This window comes from Fructilactobacillus sp. X2R1C3 (assembly GCF_059901425.1).
Genome location: NZ_JBWXUW010000002.1, coordinates 141722 through 165903 on the forward strand (window position 1 = coordinate 141722; position 24182 = coordinate 165903).

Annotated in this window: 22 protein-coding genes; 20 read left to right on the forward strand and 2 right to left on the reverse strand. The window is 36.9% G+C overall.

The annotated features are described in order from the left end of the window. Positions 1–9 precede the first annotated feature (9 nt). Entirely contained in the window at positions 10–1233 is a 1224-nt protein-coding gene (locus AC6UDD_RS02825) for a CDP-glycerol glycerophosphotransferase family protein (RefSeq protein ID WP_500718511.1), read from the forward strand. Next, on the forward strand, positions 1226–2161 hold the full coding sequence (locus AC6UDD_RS02830; protein ID WP_500718513.1) for a deoxyribonuclease IV: 936 nt from the start codon (positions 1226–1228) through the stop codon (positions 2159–2161). Before AC6UDD_RS02825 ends, AC6UDD_RS02830 begins: the two co-directional genes overlap by 8 nt. On the opposite strand, the gene AC6UDD_RS02835 is transcribed toward AC6UDD_RS02830, so the two are convergent. Continuing rightward, the gene (locus AC6UDD_RS02835) at positions 2142–2960 is read right to left on the reverse strand and encodes a pyruvate, water dikinase regulatory protein (protein ID WP_500718515.1); all 819 of its coding nucleotides are present in this window, start codon (positions 2958–2960) and stop codon (positions 2142–2144) included. The two genes, AC6UDD_RS02830 and AC6UDD_RS02835, sit on opposite strands and share 20 nt — an antisense overlap. A gap of 142 nt (positions 2961–3102) precedes the next feature. Between AC6UDD_RS02835 and rpsU the strand changes: the two genes are divergently transcribed. The 14 genes from rpsU (at position 3103) to pepT (ending at position 16751) form a co-directional block, all read left to right on the forward strand. Continuing rightward, a complete protein-coding gene (gene rpsU / locus AC6UDD_RS02840; RefSeq protein ID WP_039142968.1) occupies positions 3103–3300 on the forward strand; it encodes a 30S ribosomal protein S21 in 198 nt (65 codons plus the stop codon). A gap of 54 nt (positions 3301–3354) precedes the next feature. Then, on the forward strand, positions 3355–3798 hold the full coding sequence (locus AC6UDD_RS02845; protein WP_500718519.1) for a GatB/YqeY domain-containing protein: 444 nt from the start codon (positions 3355–3357) through the stop codon (positions 3796–3798). A gap of 116 nt (positions 3799–3914) precedes the next feature. Further along, positions 3915–4889 (forward strand): PhoH family protein, encoded by a 975-nt coding sequence (locus tag AC6UDD_RS02850; RefSeq protein ID WP_500718521.1) that lies wholly within the window; start codon positions 3915–3917, stop codon positions 4887–4889. A gap of 2 nt (positions 4890–4891) precedes the next feature. Then, complete coding sequence (gene ybeY / locus AC6UDD_RS02855; RefSeq protein ID WP_500718524.1) at positions 4892–5374, forward strand: rRNA maturation RNase YbeY; 483 nt, start codon at positions 4892–4894, stop codon at positions 5372–5374. Continuing rightward, a complete protein-coding gene (locus tag AC6UDD_RS02860) occupies positions 5358–5753 on the forward strand; it encodes a diacylglycerol kinase family protein (protein ID WP_500718526.1) in 396 nt (131 codons plus the stop codon). Before ybeY ends, AC6UDD_RS02860 begins: the two co-directional genes overlap by 17 nt. A 10-nt stretch (positions 5754–5763) precedes the next feature. Beyond that, positions 5764–6672 carry a GTPase Era gene (gene era / locus AC6UDD_RS02865; protein ID WP_500718528.1) on the forward strand — a complete coding sequence of 303 codons (909 nt, stop codon included), beginning with the start codon at positions 5764–5766 and terminating at the stop codon, positions 6670–6672. A gap of 8 nt (positions 6673–6680) precedes the next feature. After that, positions 6681–7454 carry a DNA repair protein RecO gene (gene recO / locus AC6UDD_RS02870; protein WP_500718531.1) on the forward strand — a complete coding sequence of 258 codons (774 nt, stop codon included), beginning with the start codon at positions 6681–6683 and terminating at the stop codon, positions 7452–7454. A 280-nt stretch (positions 7455–7734) separates the two neighbouring features. Beyond that, a complete protein-coding gene (glyQ, locus tag AC6UDD_RS02875) occupies positions 7735–8703 on the forward strand; it encodes a glycine--tRNA ligase subunit alpha (RefSeq protein WP_500701106.1) in 969 nt (322 codons plus the stop codon). Continuing rightward, the gene (gene glyS, locus AC6UDD_RS02880; RefSeq protein ID WP_500718533.1) at positions 8704–10782 is read left to right on the forward strand and encodes a glycine--tRNA ligase subunit beta; all 2079 of its coding nucleotides are present in this window, start codon (positions 8704–8706) and stop codon (positions 10780–10782) included. It begins immediately after the preceding gene. A gap of 45 nt (positions 10783–10827) precedes the next feature. Continuing rightward, entirely contained in the window at positions 10828–12648 is a 1821-nt protein-coding gene (dnaG, locus tag AC6UDD_RS02885) for a DNA primase (RefSeq protein WP_500718535.1), read from the forward strand. A 26-nt stretch (positions 12649–12674) separates the two neighbouring features. Next, entirely contained in the window at positions 12675–13940 is a 1266-nt protein-coding gene (gene rpoD / locus AC6UDD_RS02890) for an RNA polymerase sigma factor RpoD (RefSeq protein WP_500718538.1), read from the forward strand. Between the two features lie 57 nt (positions 13941–13997). Continuing rightward, positions 13998–14702 carry a tRNA (adenine(22)-N(1))-methyltransferase gene (locus tag AC6UDD_RS02895; RefSeq protein WP_500718540.1) on the forward strand — a complete coding sequence of 235 codons (705 nt, stop codon included), beginning with the start codon at positions 13998–14000 and terminating at the stop codon, positions 14700–14702. Next, positions 14689–15501 (forward strand): Nif3-like dinuclear metal center hexameric protein, encoded by an 813-nt coding sequence (locus AC6UDD_RS02900; RefSeq protein WP_500718544.1) that lies wholly within the window; start codon positions 14689–14691, stop codon positions 15499–15501. The genes AC6UDD_RS02895 and AC6UDD_RS02900 overlap by 14 nt, the downstream gene beginning before the upstream one ends. A gap of 11 nt (positions 15502–15512) precedes the next feature. Beyond that, positions 15513–16751: a peptidase T gene (pepT, locus tag AC6UDD_RS02905; protein ID WP_500718548.1), complete on the forward strand. Its 1239-nt coding sequence runs from the start codon at positions 15513–15515 to the stop codon at positions 16749–16751. A 44-nt stretch (positions 16752–16795) separates the two neighbouring features. Here pepT and AC6UDD_RS02910 read toward each other — a convergent pair whose 3' ends face one another. Next, on the reverse strand, positions 16796–16972 hold the full coding sequence (locus AC6UDD_RS02910; protein ID WP_500693794.1) for a YjzD family protein: 177 nt from the start codon (positions 16970–16972) through the stop codon (positions 16796–16798). A gap of 126 nt (positions 16973–17098) precedes the next feature. Between AC6UDD_RS02910 and dnaE the strand changes: the two genes are divergently transcribed. The 4 genes from dnaE (at position 17099) to xerD (ending at position 24179) form a co-directional block, all read left to right on the forward strand. Continuing rightward, positions 17099–20449 (forward strand): DNA polymerase III subunit alpha, encoded by a 3351-nt coding sequence (dnaE, locus tag AC6UDD_RS02915; protein WP_500718551.1) that lies wholly within the window; start codon positions 17099–17101, stop codon positions 20447–20449. A gap of 115 nt (positions 20450–20564) precedes the next feature. After that, a complete protein-coding gene (pyk, locus tag AC6UDD_RS02920; protein ID WP_500718553.1) occupies positions 20565–22325 on the forward strand; it encodes a pyruvate kinase in 1761 nt (586 codons plus the stop codon). A 90-nt stretch (positions 22326–22415) separates the two neighbouring features. Further along, positions 22416–23285 (forward strand): CvfB family protein, encoded by an 870-nt coding sequence (locus AC6UDD_RS02925; RefSeq protein ID WP_500718556.1) that lies wholly within the window; start codon positions 22416–22418, stop codon positions 23283–23285. Between the two features lie 6 nt (positions 23286–23291). Beyond that, positions 23292–24179: a site-specific tyrosine recombinase XerD gene (gene xerD, locus AC6UDD_RS02930; RefSeq protein WP_500718558.1), complete on the forward strand. Its 888-nt coding sequence runs from the start codon at positions 23292–23294 to the stop codon at positions 24177–24179. Positions 24180–24182 lie beyond the last annotated feature (3 nt).

The following is a 24182-nucleotide window of genomic DNA, read 5'->3' on the forward strand; positions in this document are numbered from 1 at the left end:
AAAAATTACATGAACGGAAAACAGATTAAAAACAAGTTAATTAATGGGATTAAGTTGACTATTCGCACTGGGCTCATCGTTTTAAACGATGGGTTTATTTGTTTACCAACTAAAAAAAATGAAGTAATGTTTGAAAGCTTTAATGGTAAAGACATAAATGATAATCCGGCCGCCATTTACTTTGCGTGGGTGAAGCAACATCCTCATGACGCTAAAAAGGCATATTTTGGTGTCAAAGCTTCTAAGTACAAACAATTACACGAAAAGTATCCCAACATAAAAATTTTACGGCGCTTTTTTCCACGTTGGGTTTGGCACATTGCTAGATCAGACTTTTGGGTTTTTAACTCCCGGTTTCCGAAGTGGTGGAAAAAGAATAAGCGAACCACCTATATCCAAACATGGCACGGAACTCCGCTAAAAAAATTAGGAATTGATATCGAACATGTCGCGATTCCAGGTATTTCCACTAATCGATACCATGATGATTTTATTAAGGCAGCCAAGCGGTGGGACTATTTAATTATGCCTAATCAGTATTCGGAACGAATCTTTGATCATGCTTTTGATTTTAGGAATATTCCGTTAAGAATTGGTTATCCTAGAAACGATGTCTTGTATCACGAGAATACTTCAGTGGAGATTAAAAAATTAAAAGAAAAAATTATTGGTGATTCGACTTCTAAAGTTATTTTGTATGCACCAACTTGGCGTGATGATGATTATCAAAAGAAGGGCAGTTATAACTTTAAATTACCGTTTTCTTTAAAAGATTTTTTTAAGCATGTATCTAGTGACACTATTTTAATTATTCGTCCGCATTACTTAGTCAGAGACCAAATTGATATTTCAGGGTATGAAAAGCGAGTTTACATTGAAGCTGACCGTGATATTAATGAGTTATACTTAATTTCAGATTTACTCATTACTGACTATTCTTCAGTAATGTTTGATTATGCTAATCTAAAACGGCCAATGTTGTTTTATACTTACGACTTAAAGCATTATAAGGATGAACTGCGTGGATTTTATTTTGATTTCTTAAGCGATGCTCCTGGTCCAATTGTTCAAGATCAAAGTTCTTTTTATAAAGAGTTGTCTAATTTTAATGAAAATGGTAAGTTTGCTGGGTATAATCAGAAAATGATGAAGTTTTATGATAAGTTTTGTAGTTGGGAGCATGGAAGTGCTTCTAATCAAGTTGTTAAAGTAATGGGGGATAAACATGAGTAATGATGAATTTTTGATTGGTTCACATGTTGCAATGAAAAAACCGGATATGATGTTAGGATCGGCAAAGGAAGCCGAACGCGATGGTGAGAATGTCTTTATGTTATACACTGGTGCTCCTCAGAGCTCAAAAAGGACCCCGATTGCAAATCTTAAAATTGATCAAGCACACGATTACATGACTGATCATGATTTACGCGAGGTGGTAGTTCATGCACCTTACATCATTAACTTAGGTAATACAAAAAAGCCACAAAGCTTTCACTTTGCGGTTGATTTTCTTAAACAAGAGATTGATCGTTCTGAAGCAATGGGAGCTGATCAAATTGTTTTGCATCCAGGTGCACATGTTGGTGCTGGAGTTGAAGCAGGAATTAAGCAGATCATTAAAGGGTTAAATGAAGTAATCACTCCAGAACAAAAGATTCAAATTGCACTTGAAACCATGGCAGGAAAAGGGACTGAAATCGGCTCCACTTTTGAACAACTTGCTGAGATTATTGACGGTGTTAATTTGAATGATAAGTTATCGGTTACTTTTGACACCTGTCATACTAGTGACGCTGGCTATGACATTAAAAATGATTTTGATGGGGTTATGGAAGAGTTCGATAAAGTTATTGGTATTAATCGAATCAAAGTGATTCATTTAAATGACTCTAAAAATCCGATGGGCTCACATAAGGACCGTCATACTAACATTGGTTTTGGGACCATTGGATTTGATGCTCTAAATTACGTAGCTCGGTATCCCAAGTTTAATCAAGTCCCTAAGATTTTAGAGACACCGGTTATTAAGGTTGGTGATGTTAAAATTAATCCTCATCAATATGAAATTAAAATGTTAAAAGAACAAAAGTTTAATCCTGGTATGATTGAAGACATTGAAGGGGATTATCAAGCTAAAAAGATTAATGATCTTGTTCGTTAGTATTGAGGCTTTGGGTTATAATGGTAGCGGTTTCTTCAATGGATTTGTTGTAGACGTTAATTTGAAGACAATTTAGTTTACGATAAAGTTGCTTGGCATAGTCAAGCTCTTTTTTTATTTGATTTGAATCTGAGTATGGGGTGTTTGGGTCTAATCCATAGGCAATCATCCGTTCTTGCCGAATCTTTTTTAGATTGGTAACTGAATTGGTTAAACCAAATATTTTATTGTGGTCGATCTGATAAACCTCTTCTGGTAATTGGATGGTAGGCCCGATTGGGACGTTTGCTACCAAGAAGTTCTGGTTGGCCAGGTATAGCGATAATGGTGTTTTAGATGTTCTTGAGATTCCTAAAAGAACGATATCAGCCTTTTTGAGGTCGCTAGGCCTTTTTCCGTCGTCATTAGCTACGGCAAATTCAATTGCTGAGATCCGTTTGAAATAGTCTTCGTTTAAGTTATGGACTAGGCCAGGTACTTCTGCAGCCGATTCATGGAGCTTTTTAGAAATGATTTGGATGGGTTTTTGGATGCAGTCAAAACTATACAGATTATTTTCTATTGCAAATTGAGATACCATTTTACTCAGATTGGGATCAACTAAAGTGTGGAAAATGATGGCGTCCTGTTTTTTAGCAAGTTTGAGTATTCCATCGAGCATTGATTGCGTTTGAGTAAATGGGTATCGTTTAAAATTAGCGTTTGCTTCTGGAAATTGAGAAGCGGCGGTTCGGGCGATTGAAGTCGCCGTGGCACCACTTGAATCAGAAATGATAAATGCATTAAAATTAGTTGCCATAATATTACCTCCTACTTTGTTAACATTTTATCATATTTCTTGTTCAGACTCGTTGACGGGCTCCGTGCCATAATGTATAATTAGTATTGACCGTTAAGGATTACAGACGGTATCATTTAAGCTCGGAGGGAGGGATTTTATCATGTCAAAAACTGTCGTTCGTAAAAACGAATCTCTTGATGATGCTCTTCGACGCTTTAAGCGCACGGTTTCAAAAAGCGGTACCCTTCAGGAATTCCGTAAACGTGAATTTTACGAAAAACCTAGCGTAAAACGTAAGTTAAAATCAGAAGCAGCTCGTAAACGTAACAATAAGAAAAAGAAGCGTCGCAGCTTCTAATATTAAACGCCCCTGATCAGGAGCGTTTTTTATATTGACGAAAAGAGGTCCAATATGACTTTATCAAATGAATTAAATAATGATTTAAAAGATGCAATGAAGAATCATGATAAGACTAAGCTGACAATTGTCAGAATGCTTAAGTCGAACTTAATGAACGAAAAGATTAAATTAGGTCATGATCTTTCTGATAGTGAAGAAGCAGCTGTTGTTAATCGAGAAGTTAAACAACACAAAGATTCAATTGCTGAGTTTAAAGACGGTGGCAGAGATGATTTGGTGAAGGAGCAAGAAGATGAGCTAAAGATTCTTGAAAATTATGCACCAAAGCAAATGTCAGAAACTGATCTTGAAAAAATTGTTAACGAAACGGTTAAGCAACTTGGTGCGTCAAACAAGAGCGATTTTGGCAAGGTAATGGGTGCTGTCATGGGTAAAGTTAAAGGACAGGCCGATGGCAACACTGTTAATAAACTTGTTAATAAAGCGCTTAGTTAAGAAGGGAACTCATTGAATGGTCAATGGGTTCTTTTTGTTCTTTTACTTTGTAAGTGGCAAATTATATGCTAGTATTTTAAGTAAAAGTTGAGTTGATATGAAAGGAACTTGTTTGATTGACAGATAATTTTGAATTTAAAAAAGAATTAACGTTAAAGAATCCAAATGATGAATCGGCATTATTTGGAGCTCAAGATGCCTTTTTAGATATTCTAGAACAAGGAATGGAGACGTCTATTCGCCATTCGGGTGGAAAAATTACGGTTGAGGGTGACAACCAGAAAGCAGTTCAAAATACCATTGATATTTTAAATGGGATGCTTGAACTCGTTCATTCTGGGATTACTTTGAATGCCAGTGATTTTGTTTCAGCAATGAAAATGGCCGAAAAAGGAACTTTAGGCTTTCTACCGGAATTATATAATCAAGTCCTTTTAAAGGATAATAAGGGAAAGCCAGTTCGAGTTAAGAATTTTGGGCAACGCCAGTACGTTCAGTCTATCAAGCATAATGATGTCACATTTGGGATCGGACCTGCTGGGACTGGAAAGACTTATCTAGCAGTTGTAATGGCAGTTGCCGCTTTAAAAAAGGGTGACGTTGATAAGATCGTCTTAACCAGACCAGCTGTTGAAGCGGGTGAGAGTTTAGGATTCTTACCCGGGGACTTAAAAGAAAAGGTTGATCCTTATCTAAGACCGCTATACGATGCTTTGAATTCGACGCTCGGATCCGATCATACTGAAAGATTAATGGATCGTGGTGTCATTGAAATTGCACCATTAGCTTATATGCGCGGTAGAACTCTTGATAACTCTTTTGTTATTCTAGATGAAGCTCAAAACACGACTAATGCTCAAATGAAGATGTTTCTGACCCGATTGGGATTTGGTTCTAAGATGATTGTTAATGGTGATATTTCTCAAATTGATTTAAACGGAAGAATCCGGAGTGGATTAGTAACCGCTCCTAAAATCTTGAAAAATATCGATGATATTAATTTTGTAAACTTTAGTGCTGATGATGTAGTTAGACATCCGGTTGTGGCTAAAATTATTAATGCCTACGAAAAAAATGATAACGGAGAATAGATATGGATCTGGAAATATATGATCAAACTAAAGATGGGGTTGATCCCCAAAAAATTGATTTGATTAGAAACATTCTCGATTATGCCGCTAAGTATATTGATTTGAAGGACAATGCCGAGATGTCAGTTACTTTGGTCAATAATGACCGGATTAAAGAAATCAACCGAGACTACCGTGGGGTAGATCGAGCAACTGATGTGATTAGTTTTGCAATTGAAGACCAGAGTGATGATGATTTTCCTGTGATCATGAATGACGAAATGAAAAAAGATATTCCTGAAAATATCGGGGATATTTTTGTGTGTGTTGATAAAGTTGCTGAACAGGCTGATTTTTTAAATCATTCTAATGATCGGGAACTCGGTTTTTTGGTTGTGCATGGATTTTTGCATCTAAATGGTTATGATCATATGAAACCTGAGGATGAGGCAATCATGTTCCCACTTCAAAGAAAGATTATGGACTCTTATGGACTCACAAAATAATAAACAGATTGGGAAAAATAAAAATATATTTCAGGCTTTTGGACATGCATTTGATGGCATTAAATGGGTTTTTATTCATGAACGAAACTTTAAGTTTGATATAACTAGTGCCATTATTACCCTAATAATTGGGTTTCTTTTGAAAATTAGTTTGGAACAATTTATGTGGTTGTTTACCGCAATTATTTTAGTTCTGGTTGGTGAGATTCTTAACACCGTTGTTGAGAGGATCATGGATTTTATGGCGGACCATCATTACGACGAACGAGTTAAGGTGATTAAAGACGTTGCAGCTGGTGGGGTTGTTTTAACGGCAATTTTTGCGATCATTGTAGGGTTAATTGTTTTCGTTCCAAAAATTATTGAATTAATTAACTAAGGGAGAAAATATGGCAGAGAAGTCACAGTATAAGTCAGGATTTGTAGCAATTGTAGGGCGCCCAAATGTTGGAAAGTCAACCTTTTTAAACCGAGTGATTGGGCAAAAGGTGGCGATTATGTCTGACAAGGCACAAACCACTCGTAACAAGATTCAAGGAATTTATACCACTGATAATGCACAAATTGTTTTCATTGATACACCTGGAATTCATAAACCTAAAAATAAGTTGGATGATTATATGGACGACGCGGCTCTCTCTTCTTTAAAGGAGGTCGATGCAGTCCTTTTTATGGTGAGTGCTACTGAAATTCGTGGTGCTGGTGATAATTACATCATCGATCAATTAAAAAAAGTGGGTAGTCCGGTTTACTTAGTTATCAATAAGATTGATGAAGTCAATCCGAACAATTTACTACCAATCATGGACACGTACAAGCGCGCCTATAAATGGGCTGATGTGTTTCCTATTTCTGCTCTTCAAGGGAACAATGTTGAGGAATTACTGACTACTTTGGTTTCTAAGTTGCCAGAAGGACCGCAGTATTATCCTGACGATGAAATTACCGATCATCCCGAGCGTTTTATTGTTTCCGAATTAATTCGTGAAAAAGTTTTAGAACTAACGAGGCAAGAAATCCCACATTCTGTTGCAGTTGAAGTTGAAAAAATGAAAGCCCAAGATAATGGAAACGTTCATATTGACGCTAATATTATTGTTGAACGAAAGGGCCAACGCGGGATCTTGATTGGAAAAAATGGTGGAATGCTGAAAAAGATTGGGACATTGGCCAGAAAAGAAATTGAAACTTTACTTGGAAGCAAAGTTTATCTTGAATTGTGGGTAAAAATTCAACCAAGTTGGCGTGAAAAAGAATCAGCTTTAAGACAATTAGGATACCGAAAAGATAGTTACTAGGTGATATTTTGGCAGTAAATCCAAGGAGTCAAACTTTTCATGGAATTTTATTGTATCGTAAGAACTATCGCGAGCACGATATGTTGGTGAAGTTTTTGACGGCAGAAGCTGGACTCAAAATGTTTTTTATTAGAGGAGCCAATAAAGCGAACTTTAAAATGGCGGGTGATATTTTACCATTTAGTTTTGGTACTTACGAGGGCACACTCAAATCAGAGGGATTGTCGTACATTAGTAGCGGTAATGAGGTTAAGCATTTTGAACAGATCGCAAATGATATTTATTTAGATGCATATGCTACTTACATTATGACGTTAGTGGATGCGGCTTTTCCTGAAGGAGTTAAGATAAACGATTGGTTTAATCGTTTATACTATGCTTTAAATATGATTAACAGTGGTTATGATGCTGAAGTAATTACCAATATCATTGAGATTCAACTTCTCCCTGCTTTTGGGGTAGCACCTGAATTTAAATCTTGTGTTATTTGTCATCAAACAAATAAAAAGTTTGATTATTCAGAAGAGTACGGGGGAATTATTTGTGAGGATCATTTTCATCTTGATCCTCATCGAATGCATCTCGATCAAAAAACAATTTACTATCTTCGCTTATTTTCTGCGATTGACCTGAAAAAAATCGGTAATATTCAGGTTAATAGCAAAACTAAAAAGAAGATTCGTAGTGTGATTGATAAAATCTACGATAGTTCTGTTGGACTGAATTTAAAGAGTAAAAAATTTTTAGATCAGATGAACAATTGGAAAATCAATCTTAATTGATGGTTAAGCGTTGACTGTTTTGTGTGATAATTTTATAATTAAAGTAGTTAAATAATTGGTGTTGATGAAGGAAGTTTTATGCTTATCACATTTCAGTGAAACCATGTTAGTGGGAAATGGTTAATGTGGGTGTAAATTGGCACTTTCGGAGCCATTTAATCTCGAGTTGCTGATTAAGTTCAGAAGTAGGGTGGAACCGCGAATAAATCGTCCCTATGTGAAAGTCATTGTACTTTTGCATAGGTTTTTTTATTTGCTTGTTGATTAGGAGGAGAAGTTAATGACAGAAAAACTATCAGTCCAAGATATTATCAGTACTCTAGAATCATACTGGAGCTCGCTTGGTTGCATGCGGATGCAATCATATGATACCGAGAAAGGTGCGGGAACAATGAGCCCGTACACTTTTTTGCGTGCGATTGGACCAGAGCCATGGAATGTTTGTTACGTTGAACCATCAAGACGTCCAGCTGATGGTAGGTATGGAGAAAATCCTAATCGGCTTTATCAGCATCATCAGTTTCAGGTATTGATGAAGCCATCTCCAGACAACATCCAAGAATTGTACATTAATTCGCTTGAACAACTAGGAATTAATCCACTTGAACATGATATTCGGTTTGTTGAAGATAACTGGGAAAATCCGTCAATGGGATGTGCTGGTGTTGGATGGGAAGTATGGCTCGATGGTATGGAAGTAACCCAGTTTACTTATTTTCAGGTTGTCGGTGGACTAACTATGGATCCAGTTGCAGTTGAAATCACCTATGGATTGGAACGACTTTCTTCATACATTCAAGACGTTAACAATGTTTTTGATCTTGAATGGGGTAACGGAGTTAAATATGGTGATATCTTTAAAGAGCCGGAATATGAGCATTCTAAGTATAGTTTTGAAGAATCAGACCAGAAAATGTTGCACGAAATGTTTGATGCTTACGAAAAAGAGGCTAAACGATTAATATCACTTGGCCTAGTTCATCCAGCCTATGATTATATTTTGAAGTGTAGTCATACTTTTAACCTACTAGATGCAAGAGGAGCCGTATCTGTCACTGAACGTGCCGGTTACCTTTCACGAATTCGAAAAATGGCACACGCGATCGCCAAAGCATTTGTTGCTGAACGTAAAAAGCGTGGTTTTCCACTTATTAAGGATGAGCAAAGACGACAAGAACTTTTAAAAGATGATTCAAAAAATAGTAAGAAGAAAAACAAAAAGCATCATGATGGCAAGGGGGATAAGTAGATGGCTAAGACATTTTTGTTGGAGATTGGATTAGAAGAAATGCCCGCTCACGTTGTGACGCCAAGTGTTAATCAATTGGCAGAAAAAGCGGCTCAGTATTTAAAAGATCAGCGAATTTCTTATGACCAAATTAAAAAGTTCTCTACTCCTAGAAGACTGGCAATTCAAATTGCAGGCTTAGCTAATAAACAACCAGATGTTGATAAAGAGGTTAGAGGTCCAGCCGAAAAAATTGCAAAGGACAAAGATGGCAACTGGAGTAAGGCTGCGATTGGTTTTACTAAAGGACAAGGATTAACACCTGACGACATTGTCTTTAAGGATGTTAAGGGAACTAAGTACGCTTTTGTTGAAAAACATGTAGCGGGAAAACCAGTTCAAGAAGTATTAAGTGGTCTTGATGATGTTGTAAAATCAATGACTTTTCCAACGTTAATGAAGTGGGGAACCAACAAGTTTGAATTTATTCGTCCCATTAAATGGATTGTAGCTTTGCTTGACGACGAAGTGATCCCAATGCAGATTGTTGACGTTCATTCTGGACGGACCACCTGGGGACATCGTTTTCTTGGAAAAGACGTCGAGTTAAAAAATGCTGATGATTATGAAGAGGCTTTAACGGGCCAACACGTGATTGCCGATGCTAACAAGCGAAAAGATTTAATTCGTAAACAGATTGAAGCAATTGCTAAAAAGAACAATTGGAAGGTTAATATTGATAATGATCTTCTTGAAGAGGTTAATAATTTAGTGGAATGGCCAACTAGTTTTGCTGGGAAGTTTGATGACCGTTTCTTAAAGATCCCACGTGAAGTATTGATTACTTCAATGAGAAACCACCAACGATTCTTCTACGTTGAAGATCAGGATGGTAATCTTTTACCTTATTTTGTCTCCGTTAGAAATGGGGATGAGAATCATCTTGATAATGTGATTGCTGGAAACGAGAAAGTTTTGACTGCCCGACTTGATGATGCTGATTTCTTCTATAATGAGGATCAACAGCAATCAATTGACGATTATGTTAATAAGCTCAAAACCGTTAGCTTTCACGATAAGATTTCTTCTGAATACGATAAGATGCAGCGCGTTCAAGTTATTTCCCAAATAATTGGTAAAGATGTTGGATTAGATGAAACTCAATTAAAACACTTACAACGTGCCTCAGAAATTTATAAATTTGATTTAGTTACCGGGATGGTTGGAGAGTTTGCTGAATTACAAGGAGTAATGGGTGAAAAGTACGCACTGCTTGCGGGTGAAGATCCGGAAGTTGCTACTGCAATTCGTGAACATTATCTTCCCATTTCATCCGACGGAGAACTTCCAAAGACTAAAGTAGGTGCTGTTTTATCAGTTTCAGATAAACTTGACAGTGTGATGACCTTCTTTGCTGCAGATATGATTCCCAATGGTTCAAATGATCCGTATGCATTAAGAAGGCAGGCAGCTGGAATTGTTAGAATTGTTGTTAGTGAAAAATGGCGAGTACCACTTATGCCATTAATGAATCAAGTGATTGCTGAAGAGAAAGTTAAAACGGTCTTACCAAAAGTAGATCAGACTAAGATTGTTTCTGACGTGGTTGTGTTCATTAAAGAAAGAATTAAACGACAACTCAAGTCGGAAGATATTCGCTATGATCTAATTGATGCGGCGGTGGGATCAACTGATAGTGATATTTACTTTAACGTTGAAGTCGCAATGACATTAAATGATCATAAAGATGATCCTAATTTTAAAGAATCAATTGAAGCACTGACGCGAGTGGTTCGGATTGCTCAAAAAGGTCATTTTCCAGCTGGTAGTGTTAAAGTTGATGAAAAGTTATTTGAAAATGATTCAGAAAAAATCCTTAATGATAAAATCAAACTAATCAGCCCAAACTTTGATGAATTAAATGCTGACCAAGCCTTTAATGAATTAACTTCTTTAAAGCCACTCATTGATGAATATTTTGATAAAACCATGGTAATGGCAGACGACACGAAAGTTCGCAATAATCGTCTGGCAGAATTGACTAATTTAGCAAGAATGATTGATCACTTTGCTGATGTCGACAAAATAATTGTTAAATAAAAAAATTAATATTAGAATAGATTTCCGAGAAAGGATGGTGATCTCATGGCAAAAATTCCTGAAACGGTAATTGATGATGTCTTAAGTAAGACCAACATTACTGACGTTGTTAGTAAGTATGTCAATCTAAAGAAGTCAGGAAATAATTTATTCGGTTTGTGTCCGTTCCATGAGGAAAGAACACCATCCTTTTCTGTATCAGAAAGTAAACAGATTTTTCATTGTTTTAGCTGTGGACGTGGTGGAAATGTCTTTAAATTCCTCATGGATTTGCAAGGAATTTCCTTTCCAGAAGCTGTTATTGCTATGGCAGAAGACGAGGGCATTGCTCTTCCTGACTCAGTTCAAAATGATAATAGTAAATCTCCAGTAAATTCAGAAAAGAACAGTCTCATTAATCTTCATGAGGAAGCAAGTAAACTCTATCATCATGTATTAGTTAATACTGAACTTGGGGTTTCCGCATTAAAATATCTGCATGAACGAAAAATAACGGATGACATGATTGAGACTTTTAACTTAGGATTTGCTCCCAACCAAAGACTCTTAAAGCCGTTCTTTAAGAACAAAAAAACTGATTTTCAACTTTTACGAAAGTCGGGATTGTTTGTTGAAAATTCGAGTGGTGAATTGAATGATCGATTTTCGAATCGGATCATGTATCCTATCAGGGATGCTAATTCTAAGACCATTGGATTTTCCGGTCGAATCTTACATCGAGATCCTGATCTTCCAAAATATTTAAATAGTCCTGAAACCAGTATCTTTAATAAACGAAGGATTATTTATAATCTTGATCTTGCCAAGCCTAATATTCGAAATGAGCAAAATTTAATTCTGTTTGAGGGTTTTATGGACGTTATTTCTGCTTTTCAGGCTGGGGTTAAAAACGGCGTCGCTTCAATGGGAACGAGTTTGACTAATGAACAAATTTATCAGTTCAATCAGTTAACGAATCAGATATACGTTTGTTATGATGGCGATGAACCTGGACAGAAAGCTACTAAACGAGCGATTAGCCTTTTAAGTAATGAAGGCAAATTTAAAGTTGGCGTGATTCAAATGCCTAACGGGGTTGATCCTGATGAGTATCGACGAAAAAACGGAAATGACAAGTTTAAAGATGCTATCAAAAGTGCTCGAGAAACCACGACTTCTTTTGAATTGCATTTTCTTAAAACGCAGTATGATTTAAGTAATGATGAGGAAAAATTAAATTATGTAGATGAAGCCGTTAATGTGATTGCAAAAATTGACAAACCAGTTGAACGTAGTGTTTATTTAAAACATTTGGCTGATGAGTTTGACTTGGATATCAATGCTTTGTCGGTTCAATGTAAACAAATTCGTTCGACTTTCATCAATAAACAGCAAAGAAAACAAATCCGTAGATTGAAGACTGACTCATCTCCTGAAGTTTTGAATCGTAATCCAAAGAAGATTACTAAAGTTGAAAGTGCGGAGCGGTTACTTTTGTCACGAATGTTGAATAATCATGATGTTTGGTTAAAAGTGACCGATGATCCTGATTTTAGTTTTGTTCATGATGGGTATCAAACGATTTATTTACTTGCACAACATTATTTTCAGTCGCATGACGAGTATGTTCCCGCTGAGTTTAGTGACTTTTTGAAAGAATCAGATTTGCAATCAACTTTCGCTAATATTGAAATGGCTGCTTTATCTAATGAGCCAAGTGAAAAAGAAGTTGACGATTGTGTTAAAATAATAAAGCAGGCTTTAACTGGTGGGGTATCCCTTAAATCAAAGTACCAAGAAATGTTAGATGCAGTTAAACTTGGTGATACTGATAAGGCTGCCCAATTGGGTAAAGAATACCAGGACCTGCAAAAGAAGTATCAATAAGAATACAGTAATGGGAGGCAATTTTTATGGCAGAAAAAGACATTAAGAAAAATGAAGTAAATTCTACAAATAAGACTGCGAAAGCAGCTCCCAAAAAGAGCAGTGCTCCTAAGAGTAAGGGCACTAAAAAGACTACTGCAAAGAAAACAACTAAAACTAAGACGACTAGAGCAAAGAAGACAACGAGTAAAGAAAAATTTGATAAAACTGGATATAAGAAGGTTTTTGACGCTGTTGTAAAGAAGCACAAGAAGGTTGGGCACATCACCTATGGAGTCTTAGAGGAAGAACTCCAGGTTCCATTTAGTTTGAATAAAAAACAAATGAACGAATTGATGGAAAAGGTTGAAGACTCAGGAATAAGTATCGTTGATGAAAGTGGCGAACCCGATCCCAGAGCTTTAAAAGCAGCTAAAAAAGTTACTCAAAAAGAACTAAAAAATGCTTCCAGTTCAAAGGGAGTTAAGATTAATGATCCGGTCAGAATGTACCTAAAGGAAATTGGTCGAGTTCCATTACTTACCGCCGATCAAGAGGTACAATTAGCTCTCAGAATCGAGCAGGGTGATGAAACAGCTAAACAAGAATTAGCTGAAGCAAACTTGCGATTAGTTGTTTCAATTGCCAAGCGTTACGTTGGCCGTGGCATGCAATTTCTTGATTTGATTCAAGAAGGAAACATGGGTTTAATGAAGGCCGTTGAGAAGTTTGATTATCGTAAAGGATTTAAGTTTTCAACGTACGCTACTTGGTGGATTAGACAAGCAATTACTCGGGCCATTGCGGATCAGGCTCGAACCATTCGAATCCCGGTTCATATGGTTGAAACCATCAATAAACTGATTCGAATTCAGCGTCAATTACTCCAAGACCTTGGCAGAGAACCGTTACCATCTGAGATTGGTGCTGAGATGGATATGCCAACTTCAAAGGTTAGAGAGATCCTTAAGATTGCTCAGGAGCCAGTTTCACTTGAAACTCCAATTGGTGAAGAAGATGACTCCCACCTAGGTGACTTTATCGAAGATGAAGATGCTACTAGTCCTGCTGATCATGCTGCTTATGAACTTTTAAAAGAGCAACTTGAAAGTGTCTTAGATACGTTAACTGACCGTGAAGAGAACGTTTTACGACTTAGATTCGGGTTAGATGATGGAAGGACTCGAACTTTAGAAGAGGTTGGAAAAGTCTTTGGTGTTACTAGAGAACGAATTCGACAGATTGAAGCTAAAGCGTTAAGAAAACTAAGACATCCATCACGCAGTAAACAATTAAAAGATTTCTTAGATTAAAACTGTGGCAGAGGTCCAACTGGATCGCTGCTTTTTTATTGGATTAGGAGGGAAACGATGACGGCAAAAAAATTATCGCCACGTTTACAAGCAGTGTCTGATTTGGTTCCAAATGGTGCAGTTATGGCTGATATCGGTTCTGATCATGCTTTTGTTCCCGCTCATTTGTTAAAACGGAATTTGATTAAATTTGCGATTGCCGGTGAAGTTGCTCCTGGACCACTGCATAATGCAACATCGGAAATGGAAGAACAACATTTAGGTGATAAAATGGTGACCCGGTTGGGTGATGGACTTAATGTGATTAAACCAAGTGACCACGTGAATGCAATCGTGATTGCTGGGATGGGTGGTGAACTAATCACTCAGATTCTTGAACGTGGGAAAGATAAACTTTCTAAACAAACGGCCCTAATTCTGCAACCAAACGTTGACGAAATTCGGGTAAGAAGTTGGTTAGTTACAAATCAGTATAAGATTGATATTGAAAACATTGTTTTTGATGCTGGTCATTTTTATGAAATGATCTTGGCAACCCCGTCAACGAATCCGGTTAAGTATTCTAATCAGGAACTAAGATTTGGACCGATTCTTTTAAAACAACAAAAACAGGCATTTATTGCAAAATGGACTGATCGGATGCGAAAAAATAAGATTGTGTTGGATAATCTGCATAATGCTACTAATCCACCTCTTGAAAAAATTCAACACATTCAAAAGATTAATGAAGAATTAGAGGAGATTTTAGATGACAACCGTTAATGACTTAATCACTAGATTTGAACGATTCGCACCACTTTCACTTGCTGAACCAAAAGACCCAACCGGATTTCAAATTGGTTCTAAAAAGCGCAGTATTAAAAACGTCATGACCACTTTAGATGTTAGGCCTGAAGTTGTTGATGAAGCGATCGACAGAGACGTTGATTTTATTTTTGCCCATCATCCCGTGATGTTTCATCCTGCAAAGAATTTAGATTTAGCTGATCCTCAAAATGAAATGTACGCTAATATTTTGAAACATAATATTACCGTTTATGCGGCGCATACGAACTTGGATAATGCAAATGGTGGAATGAATGACTGGCTTGCAGATGCGATCGGTCTTCAAAATACCGTTGGGTTAGTACCTCATTTGGATGCTAATGGTTTTCCTACTAATTACTCCATGGGACGCGTTGGCAACCTGAAACAATCAATGAAAATCATTGATTTAGGTCGACTATGTAAACAAGTGTTTGGGATTAGTGGTTTACGAATAGTAACAAATGATGATCAGCAGCGTGTTAAGCAGGTTGCTATCTTAGGTGGAGACGGCGGCAAGTTCTATCGACAAGCGATTAAACAAGGCGTTCAAGTTTATATTACTGGCGATTTGTATTATCATACTTCTCAAGAGATGCTTTCAAGTGGTCTGTCTGCGATTGATCCCGGGCACCATATTGAAAGTATATGTAAAAATAAGTTAGCTGAAATGTTTACGCGCTGGTCTGATGAAAATCGTTGGGATATCAATGTATTTGCGTCGCAACTAAACACGGATCCGTTTGAGTTTATATAGGAGGAATAGTTATGGCTGATAGCAAGCAGTTACTGGATCGCTTTTTGAAATATGTGAAGGTAAATACGAGATCTAATCCGAATTCTGACACAATTCCGTCTGATCCTAAAGAAGTTGATTTTTTAAACGAACTTTCTTATGAATTAAAGGATATTGGGATGGCAAACGTACGAACCAATGAGAAAAGTGGTTATGTTTTTGCTGATTTACCAAGTAATGTTAAGCAAAAAATTCCTAAGATTGGATTTATCTCTCATATCGACACTGCAGACTTTAATTCAGAACACGTTAATCCGCAAGTGGTTAAAAATTATGATGGGAAATCGATTATTAAACTTGATAAAGATGGCAAATACCAGCTGGATCCAAGTGTATTTCCAACCCTTAAAAAGTATGCTGGTCAAACTTTGATTACTACCGATGGTTCAACTCTCTTAGGAGCTGACGATAAGGCGGGAGTGGCTGAAATTATGACGGCAATGAAATACTTAGTTGATCATCCCGAAGTTAAGCATGGTGATATCGTGGTTGGCTTTGGACCAGACGAGGAGATTGGTACTGGAGCCGATCAATTTGACGTTACTGATTTTGGTGCTGATTTTGCATACACGGTTGATGGTGGTCCACTTGGAGACTTAGAGTACGAAACGTTTAATGCGGCGGCTGCCACAATAAAATTCAACGGGACTGATGTTCATCCTGGTGACGCCTATGGGGTGATGGTAAATGCCTCTCAGCTTGCGATTGATTTTCATAATAAATTACCAAAAGACCAACGACCGGAAAATACCAAAGATCGTCAGGGGTTTTACTATCTACTTGCGATTGATGGGGTAACTGATCATGCTAAATTGGATTACATTATTCGTGATCATGATAAAAGTAAGTTCAACGAACGCAAACAATTTATTCAAAACTTAGTTAATAAGTTTAATGATAAATATGGTGATGGGCGAGTTGAACTTGAGATGCATGATGAATATTACAACATGGCTGAAATCATTAAGAAAGATATGACACCCGTCAACATTGCGAAGGATGCCATGAATGAAGTTAATATTAAGCCAAATGTTTATCCGGTTCGTGGTGGTACAGATGGTTCTAAGATTTCTTTTCTTGGAATTCCAACTCCCAACCTATTTGCTGGACCAGAAAACATGCATGGTCGTTTTGAATATGTGTCGCTTCAAACGATGGAAAAGGCTGTCGATCTAATTATTAAAATTTCAGAGGATGTTGCAAAAGACTAAAAAAATAACCTACAGGTTCAACCTGCAGGTTATTTTATTTATAATTAACGACTAATTAGTTTAATTCCGTTGAAGGCAATAAGGGCAACAACAGCGCCGATCACTCCAACTTGAATCCAATTATAAGGTGCGCCAACCAAGGCAGATCCAATATAACCAATAATTTCGCCATATACAAATCCCCAGAAAGCACCAGTTAAGTTAGCAGCAAACGTCTTCATAATTAACACCTCTCAATACCAGTAGTTTATCACTACAGTAGAAAAAATCAATTACAAACTTCGAATAAAATTTAGCGGGTCCATTTGCTATAATGAATATGAAATTAGGAAAGGAGATGACAAATTTTGGGATACAATCCGTTACAAAACATTACATCATATAGTTTGCTTCAAAGTACCAATACGGTTCCTAAGTTAATTGAAAAAGCTCGTGCTCGTGGTTATCAGAGTGTGGCATTAACTGATCGGAATGTAATGTATGGATCAGTAGCTTTTTATAATGAAGCAAAAAAGCAAGGTGTTAAGCCAATTATTGGTTTAACGGCAGTTTTGGACGGGATGTTTTTTAAAGAAAACAAGTCCGAATTGATTTTGATTGCTAAGGATCAGGACGGGTACAAGAATTTGATGAAAATTTCATCACTTTTGATGAGTAATGATCAAACTAATGTTGTTGAAAAGATCAAGGATAAACTTCACCATTTATTTGTCATTTTTCCAGAAAATAGTGAGTTAAATAAACTAATTGAAGTAGGAAGAATGAGCGAAGCCAAAACCTTAATTACTAAGATAAAGAGCGTTAGCGATTCAAATGCAGTAAAGATTGGAATTAGCTTAACTCTAACTAAATTAGTTATAAATGAGCTTAAGAACCTGGGTGCCCAAGTTGATGTTGATTTAGTGGCGCTTAATTCGGTTGAATATCTTGATGCAGATGATTATTTTGCAAATGAAGTTTTAAAGTCGATTGGAACTGGTGACGTGATCAAAAATCCGATGGAAGAACGGCACCAGGTTGGGACCAAATGGCTGAAGGATCGTCATAATATTGAGACTCAGTATCACAATTTAGGGATTGATCAAGCGGTTTTAAATAACCAGAAAATGGTTGATGAAGTTGACGTAACGATTCCCAAAGAGCAACCTAAACTACCGACGTTTAAAGCTCCAGATAATCTTTCTTCAAAGGACTATTTACGTCAACTATGTGAACTGGGTTTAAAGGAAAGATTGAAAGATCAATCGCATCTTAATCGTAATGAGTATCAGGACCGGTTATATTCTGAACTCGAAGTTATTAACCGGATGGGATTTGATGATTATTTCTTGATTGTATGGGATGTTTTAAATTTTGCTCATCACCAAGGAATTATAACCGGACCTGGTCGTGGATCGTCAGCGGGATCATTAGTTGCGTACACTTTAAAAATTACTGATGTGGATCCGATTAAGTATAATTTGCTATTTGAACGATTTTTAAACGAAGAACGAGCACAGATGCCTGATATTGATTTAGATATTCCCGATAATCGTCGTGATGATATTTTGCAGTATGTTCATCAAAAGTATGGAAACGAACACGTTGCTCAAATTGTGACTTTTGGAACGTTAGCCGCAAAACAAGCTCTTCGAGACGTTGGAAGGGTATTTGGAATGACTCCAACTCAAATGGCAAAGTGGTCATCTGCAATTCCAAATCAGCTTCATGAATCCTTGGCTAAGGCTGAATCAGAGTCACAGAAACTAAGAAATTTATTAGCTGATAGTAAAACAAATCGGTTGCTATTTGATACTGCTGAAAAACTAGAGGGACTGCCGCGCCATTTTTCCACTCACGCTGCTGGCTTAATTTTAAGTGAAGATCCCATCGTTGATCGTGCTCCACTTCAATCTGGAAATGATGGATTGTTGATGACCCAGTACTCCAAGTATTATGTTGAAAGTGTAGGGCTGTTAAAGATTGATTTTTTGGGTTTGAGAAACCTCTCTACGATGGCTAACATTTTAGAAATTATTCATTCAAAAGTTGATCCTAACTTTGAAATAACTGACATCGATTTAAATGATCAGGATACTTTAAAGCTCTTTCAATCTGGTAAGACTAATGGGGTTTTTCAATTTGAATCATCTGGGATTCAAAACGTGTTACGGAAATTAAAACCAGATGATTTTGATATGGTGGCAGCCGTGAATGCTTTGTATCGACCAGGTCCCATTAAGAATATTGATATGTTTATTGCCAGAAAGAATGGGACTCAGACGGTTAACTATCCAAATGAAACCATTAAAAGCATTTTGGGTTCAACCTTTGGCATTATTGTTTATCAGGAACAGGTGATGCAGCTTGCATCGGCAATGGGTGGTTTTACACTGGGGCAAGCTGATATTTTGCGGCGTGCGATGAGCAAAAAGCATAAAAAAGAAATGGATAATATGAAGATCCAGTTCATTGAAGGTGCTTCCAAAAAAGGATATTCCAAAGACGTCTCAAAGACAACGTTTGACTATATGGAAAGATTTGCCGACTACGGATTTAATAAGTCTCATGCAGTTGCATATAGCAAAATGGCGTTTCAATTGGCCTATTTAAAGGTTCATTTTCCTGGACCATTTTTTACATCGTTGCTAAATTCGGTGATCGGTAATTCACGTAAGACCAAGAATTACGTTCAAGAAGCCAAAGAATCAGGTCTAAAAGTTGAGCGTCCTGATATTAATGAGAGTAAAGATGTTTATACTTATCAGGATGGTAAAATCAGGTTTGGACTTCGTACTATCAAAGGATTACGAACCGATTTTATTAAGAATGTTGAGGAAGAACGAAATCAAAGTGGATCTTTTCATGATTTGCAGGAGTTAATTAGCCGAATCGATTCTAGGTTTAGAAAAATTGATCTTTTAAACGCTCTTGCTTATTCTGGAGCTCTTGATGGTTTTGGTTATAATCGAAAGGAATTAATTAATGCAATTCCAGAATTTATTAGTTCTACTGAATTAAGTGGAAACTCAATCGAATTAATTCAAGCGTTGGCTCCCAAAATTAAAAGAACTGATGATTTTTCTGATTGGGAGAAACTAAACAAGGAAAATGAGTACCTTGGGACCTATCTAACGGGTCATCCAGTCAGCCACTATACTAATTTACAAAAACAAGTTCATGCGTTAACTACTAATGATATTCATGAACCTAGCAAAAACGTGAAAATGATTTTGTTTGTATCTCATGTAAAGACGATCCGAACGAAAAAGGGTCAACTTATGGCTTTCGTTGATGGTAATGATCAGTTTGGTGATATTGATGTGACCATTTTTCCTAATCTTTACGCTAAAATTAGTGGATGGATAAAAAATGGAATAGTGGTCTTGGTGTCCGGAAACATTGAGGTTCAACGGGGACTTCAATTAGTGGCAAATTCAATTGAACCAGCTGCTAATGTCGTTCATCAATCTTTTAAAAGGGATGATCATCAGGAAAAGCTTTATTTAAAGATTGCTTTAGATCATGATCGAGATTCAATTTATCAAGATTTAATCCAGACAATAAAAAGGCATCCCGGGTCAACGCCAATTTTGATTTATCGAGCTTCCGATGATCGAAAGCAACTATTAGATAAAGCATATAATGTGGCTATTGATTCTGATTTAATGCATGATTTACGTAACATTTTGGGGGATAAAAACGTTGTTACACAATGATAAATTTTGGCTGTGAAACTAACGACAATCCTTATAAAAAGTGATACAATACACTTGAAATCAAATAATGCTTGGTACGCACATGTGTGCCATGCAAAAAGGAGAGGCTTTACTTATGAAGAGAACAAAGATCGTAAGTACACTTGGTCCTGCAAGTACTGATGTTGATACCATCACTAAGCTTATTGAAGCAGGAGCAAACGTTTTTCGTTTCAATTTTTCACACGGAGACCATGCGGAACATTTAGACCGTATGAATAAAGTGAAAGAAGCGGAAAAGAAAACTGGTAAGGTTGTTGGAATTGTCTTAGATACTAAGGGTGCTGAAATCAGAACCACGGTACAAAAAGACGGGAAAATTGAGTATCACACTGGTGATCAATTTAGAATTTCAATGGACGGTAACCTTGAGGGAACCAAAGACAAGATTGCTGTTTCTTACCCAGGTTTGTATGACGACGTTAAGGTTGGCGGACATGTTCTGTTTGATGACGGTCTTTTGGATACCAAGATTGATAAAAAAGATGATGCCAACAAAGAGTTAGTGGTTACTGCTCAAAATAACGGGGTCTTAGGCTCACGTAAGGGTGTTAATGCTCCAGGAGTTTCAATTAACTTACCTGGTATTACTGAAAAAGATACTGATGATATCCTTTTCGGATGTGACCATGGTATTAACTATATCTCTGCTTCATTTGTTAGAAAGCCACAAGATGTCTTAGATATCCGTGCCTTACTTGAAAGCAAGAATATGGAAGACGTTCAAATCTTTCCTAAGATTGAATCACAAGAAGGAATTGACAACTTTAATGAAATTATCAAAGTATCTGATGGTTTGATGGTTGCCAGAGGTGACATGGGGGTTGAAATTCCACCAGAAAATGTCCCAACCGTTCAAAAACATTTAATTAAGATTTGTAATGATTTAGGTAAACCAGTTATCACTGCTACCCAAATGCTTGATTCTATGCAAGAAGAACCAAGACCTACTCGTGCCGAAGTATCTGATGTTGCCAATGCTGTTTATGATGGTACTGATGCAACCATGCTTTCAGGTGAAAGTGCTAATGGTGATTACCCAGTTGAATCAGTTGCAATGATGAGCAAGATTGATATTGAAGCTGACAAACACTTCTTTGAATTTGGTACTCCACGTCCTAAGTTCGGTACTGGTGACGTCACCGAGTCACTTGGTGAAGCAGTTACACGGATTGCTAAGGATATGGGAATTCATACGATTGTAGCTGCAACCGGTTCAGGTTACACTGCAAGAATGATTTCAAAATATCATCCAGACGCTGACATTCTTGCTTTAACGTTTAACGATCGTGTTCGTCGTGGATTGACGGTTAACTATGGTGTTCAACCAATTTTAGTTGATAAGCCATCAAATCCAGATGAAATGTTCGAATTGGCTGCTAAAAAAGCAGTTGAAACTGGACTCGCTAAGGAAGGCGACATGATCTTGATTACTTCAGGTGTACCATTAGGTGATCAAGGAACTACTAACACAATTCGCGTTAAGTTGATTGGTACTAAATTAGCTCAAGGTCAAGGTGTTGGTGGTGAAACTGTTATTGGCAAGACAGTAGTTGCTAAAGATGCTAAGGAAGCTAACGATAAAGCCGTTGATGGTGGTGTTCTAGTTGTTAAGGATACCAACAAGGATTACTTACCAGCAATGAAGAAGTCAAGTGCAATTGTTGTTGAAAACGGTGGTTTGACCTCATACGCTGCTGTCGTTGGTATCTCACTTAACATTCCAGTAATTGTTGGTGCTACTGATGCAGTTGAAAACATCAAAGATGGCCAATTAGTTACTGTTGATGGTCGTCGCGGTGTTGTTTACGCTGGGAACCAATCAAAAGCTAAATAATAATTATTAAGAATGAAGCATCCGATTATTATCGGATGCTTTTTTTATTTGGTATAATATTCATTAAAAGCACTGGGATGGAGAATTAATATGAATGAAGATTTGGGAACCGTAATTACGGGAAAAGTCACTGATGAAAACGATAAAGAGTATTTCATTCAAAATAACGGAATTACATATTCTTTAAACAAAGATGAGTTAAAAAAGCCAATTAAATTAGGTGGAAATTTTAAAGGATTTATCTACGAAAATGAAAAGCATCAAATGAAAATCACGCGAAACGTTCCTGATGTTGGAATTGACAGCTATGCATGGGGAAAAGTGGTTGGAATTAAATTTGGATTGGGGATCTTTGTTGACATCGGTTTACCGGACAAAGATGTTGCCGTTTCTCTTGATGATTTGCCGGATATTAAGTCATTATGGCCAGAAGTTGGTGACCAACTTTTAATTGCTTTAAAAAAGGATAGTAAGAATCGAATCTGGGGTGAATTAGCTGATCCCCAGATATATAAAGCGATTTCCCAACCAGTTAATGATCCAAAATTGAAAAATCGGGATGTTAACGCTTGGGTTATTAACCCTAAACTGATGGGAACGCAAGTAATAACGGATCACTACAATCTAGGTTTCATTGACAAATCAGAGGAGGAAGAACAACCGCGACTAGGAGAGAAAGTAAACGCTAGGATTATTGGAATCCGACCCAATAAAACGCTTTATTTATCACTTAGACCACGATCTTATGAAGTGATTGGTGAGGACGCCAAGATGATTCAGACAATTCTTGAGCATAAGCCTAATAATGAATTACCTTATAACGATAAAAGTGACCCTCAAGCAATTAAGGATTACTTTGGAATCAGCAAATCTCAGTTTAAACGAGCCCTGGGGCATTTATTAAAGGCTCACGTTATTTCCGAAACCCCGGATGGAATTAAATTAACTGAAACGAGATGAAAGTAAGTGAATGATCAAATTGAGGATTATCTCCACTATTTACTAGTAGAAAGAGGATTATCTGACAATACCATTAAAAGTTATCGACAAGATTTAAGGGAATTTGAGTTGGATTTAGAAAAAAATCACATCAGTTCGTTTAAAGATGTCGATCAGTATGCAATTTTAAATTACATGGAAACAATGAAAAATAGTGGTAAGTCTCGTAATACAATCATTCGATTTGTATCAACGCTTCGTAAATTTTTTCAATATTTGATGGAATTCAAGGTGATTAAAAAGAACCCTATGAACAAGATTGATACTCCTAAAAAGGGCAAGCACTTACCTGATGTTTTATCCGTTAATGAAGTTGATCGATTACTTAAAATGCCTGATGTGAACACCAAGTATGGAATAAGAGATCGAACTATTTTAGAAGTGATGTATGCTACCGGATTACGAGTATCTGAATTGATTAATTTAAAGTTATCTGATCTTCATTTAGAAATGAATCTGATTCAGACCATTGGAAAGGGAGATAAGGAACGAATTGTTCCGATTGGGGAAGTTGCTCAGAATTGGCTCTTTAAGTATTTAAATGGTAGTCGATTACAGTTGCTTAAACACCGAGCATCTCCCTACGTTTTTTTGAATGCCCATGGCGGACGAATTAGTCGGCAGAGTGTTTGGGAGAAGATTAAGCGTTATGTCAGTTTAGCCGGGATCAAAAAAAACGTTACTCCACATACATTACGACATTCTTTTGCAACGCACATTTTAGAGAATGGAGCCGATCTTAGAACTGTCCAGGAATTACTTGGACATTCTGATATTTCCACGACGCAAATTTACACCCATATTTCCCACGAGCGTTTAAGTCAGGTGTATGATAAATATCATCCAAGAGCGTAAAAT

Excerpts from the sequence above, each read along its gene's own strand:
- AC6UDD_RS02825 (WP_500718511.1), top strand. The coding sequence starts at position 10 with ATGAACGGAAAACAGATTAAAAACAAGTTAATTAATGGGATTAAGTTG.
- AC6UDD_RS02830 (WP_500718513.1), top strand. The coding sequence starts at position 1,226 with ATGAGTAATGATGAATTTTTGATTGGTTCACATGTTGCAATGAAAAAA.
- AC6UDD_RS02835 (WP_500718515.1), bottom strand. The coding sequence starts at position 2,960 with ATGGCAACTAATTTTAATGCATTTATCATTTCTGATTCAAGTGGTGCC.
- rpsU (WP_039142968.1), top strand. The coding sequence starts at position 3,103 with ATGTCAAAAACTGTCGTTCGTAAAAACGAATCTCTTGATGATGCTCTT.
- AC6UDD_RS02845 (WP_500718519.1), top strand. The coding sequence starts at position 3,355 with ATGACTTTATCAAATGAATTAAATAATGATTTAAAAGATGCAATGAAG.
- ybeY (WP_500718524.1), top strand. The coding sequence starts at position 4,892 with ATGGATCTGGAAATATATGATCAAACTAAAGATGGGGTTGATCCCCAA.
- AC6UDD_RS02860 (WP_500718526.1), top strand. The coding sequence starts at position 5,358 with ATGGACTCACAAAATAATAAACAGATTGGGAAAAATAAAAATATATTT.
- era (WP_500718528.1), top strand. The coding sequence starts at position 5,764 with ATGGCAGAGAAGTCACAGTATAAGTCAGGATTTGTAGCAATTGTAGGG.
- glyQ (WP_500701106.1), top strand. The coding sequence starts at position 7,735 with ATGACAGAAAAACTATCAGTCCAAGATATTATCAGTACTCTAGAATCA.
- glyS (WP_500718533.1), top strand. The coding sequence starts at position 8,704 with ATGGCTAAGACATTTTTGTTGGAGATTGGATTAGAAGAAATGCCCGCT.
- dnaG (WP_500718535.1), top strand. The coding sequence starts at position 10,828 with ATGGCAAAAATTCCTGAAACGGTAATTGATGATGTCTTAAGTAAGACC.
- rpoD (WP_500718538.1), top strand. The coding sequence starts at position 12,675 with ATGGCAGAAAAAGACATTAAGAAAAATGAAGTAAATTCTACAAATAAG.
- AC6UDD_RS02895 (WP_500718540.1), top strand. The coding sequence starts at position 13,998 with ATGACGGCAAAAAAATTATCGCCACGTTTACAAGCAGTGTCTGATTTG.
- AC6UDD_RS02900 (WP_500718544.1), top strand. The coding sequence starts at position 14,689 with ATGACAACCGTTAATGACTTAATCACTAGATTTGAACGATTCGCACCA.
- pepT (WP_500718548.1), top strand. The coding sequence starts at position 15,513 with ATGGCTGATAGCAAGCAGTTACTGGATCGCTTTTTGAAATATGTGAAG.
- AC6UDD_RS02910 (WP_500693794.1), bottom strand. The coding sequence starts at position 16,972 with ATGAAGACGTTTGCTGCTAACTTAACTGGTGCTTTCTGGGGATTTGTA.
- pyk (WP_500718553.1), top strand. The coding sequence starts at position 20,565 with ATGAAGAGAACAAAGATCGTAAGTACACTTGGTCCTGCAAGTACTGAT.
- AC6UDD_RS02925 (WP_500718556.1), top strand. The coding sequence starts at position 22,416 with ATGAATGAAGATTTGGGAACCGTAATTACGGGAAAAGTCACTGATGAA.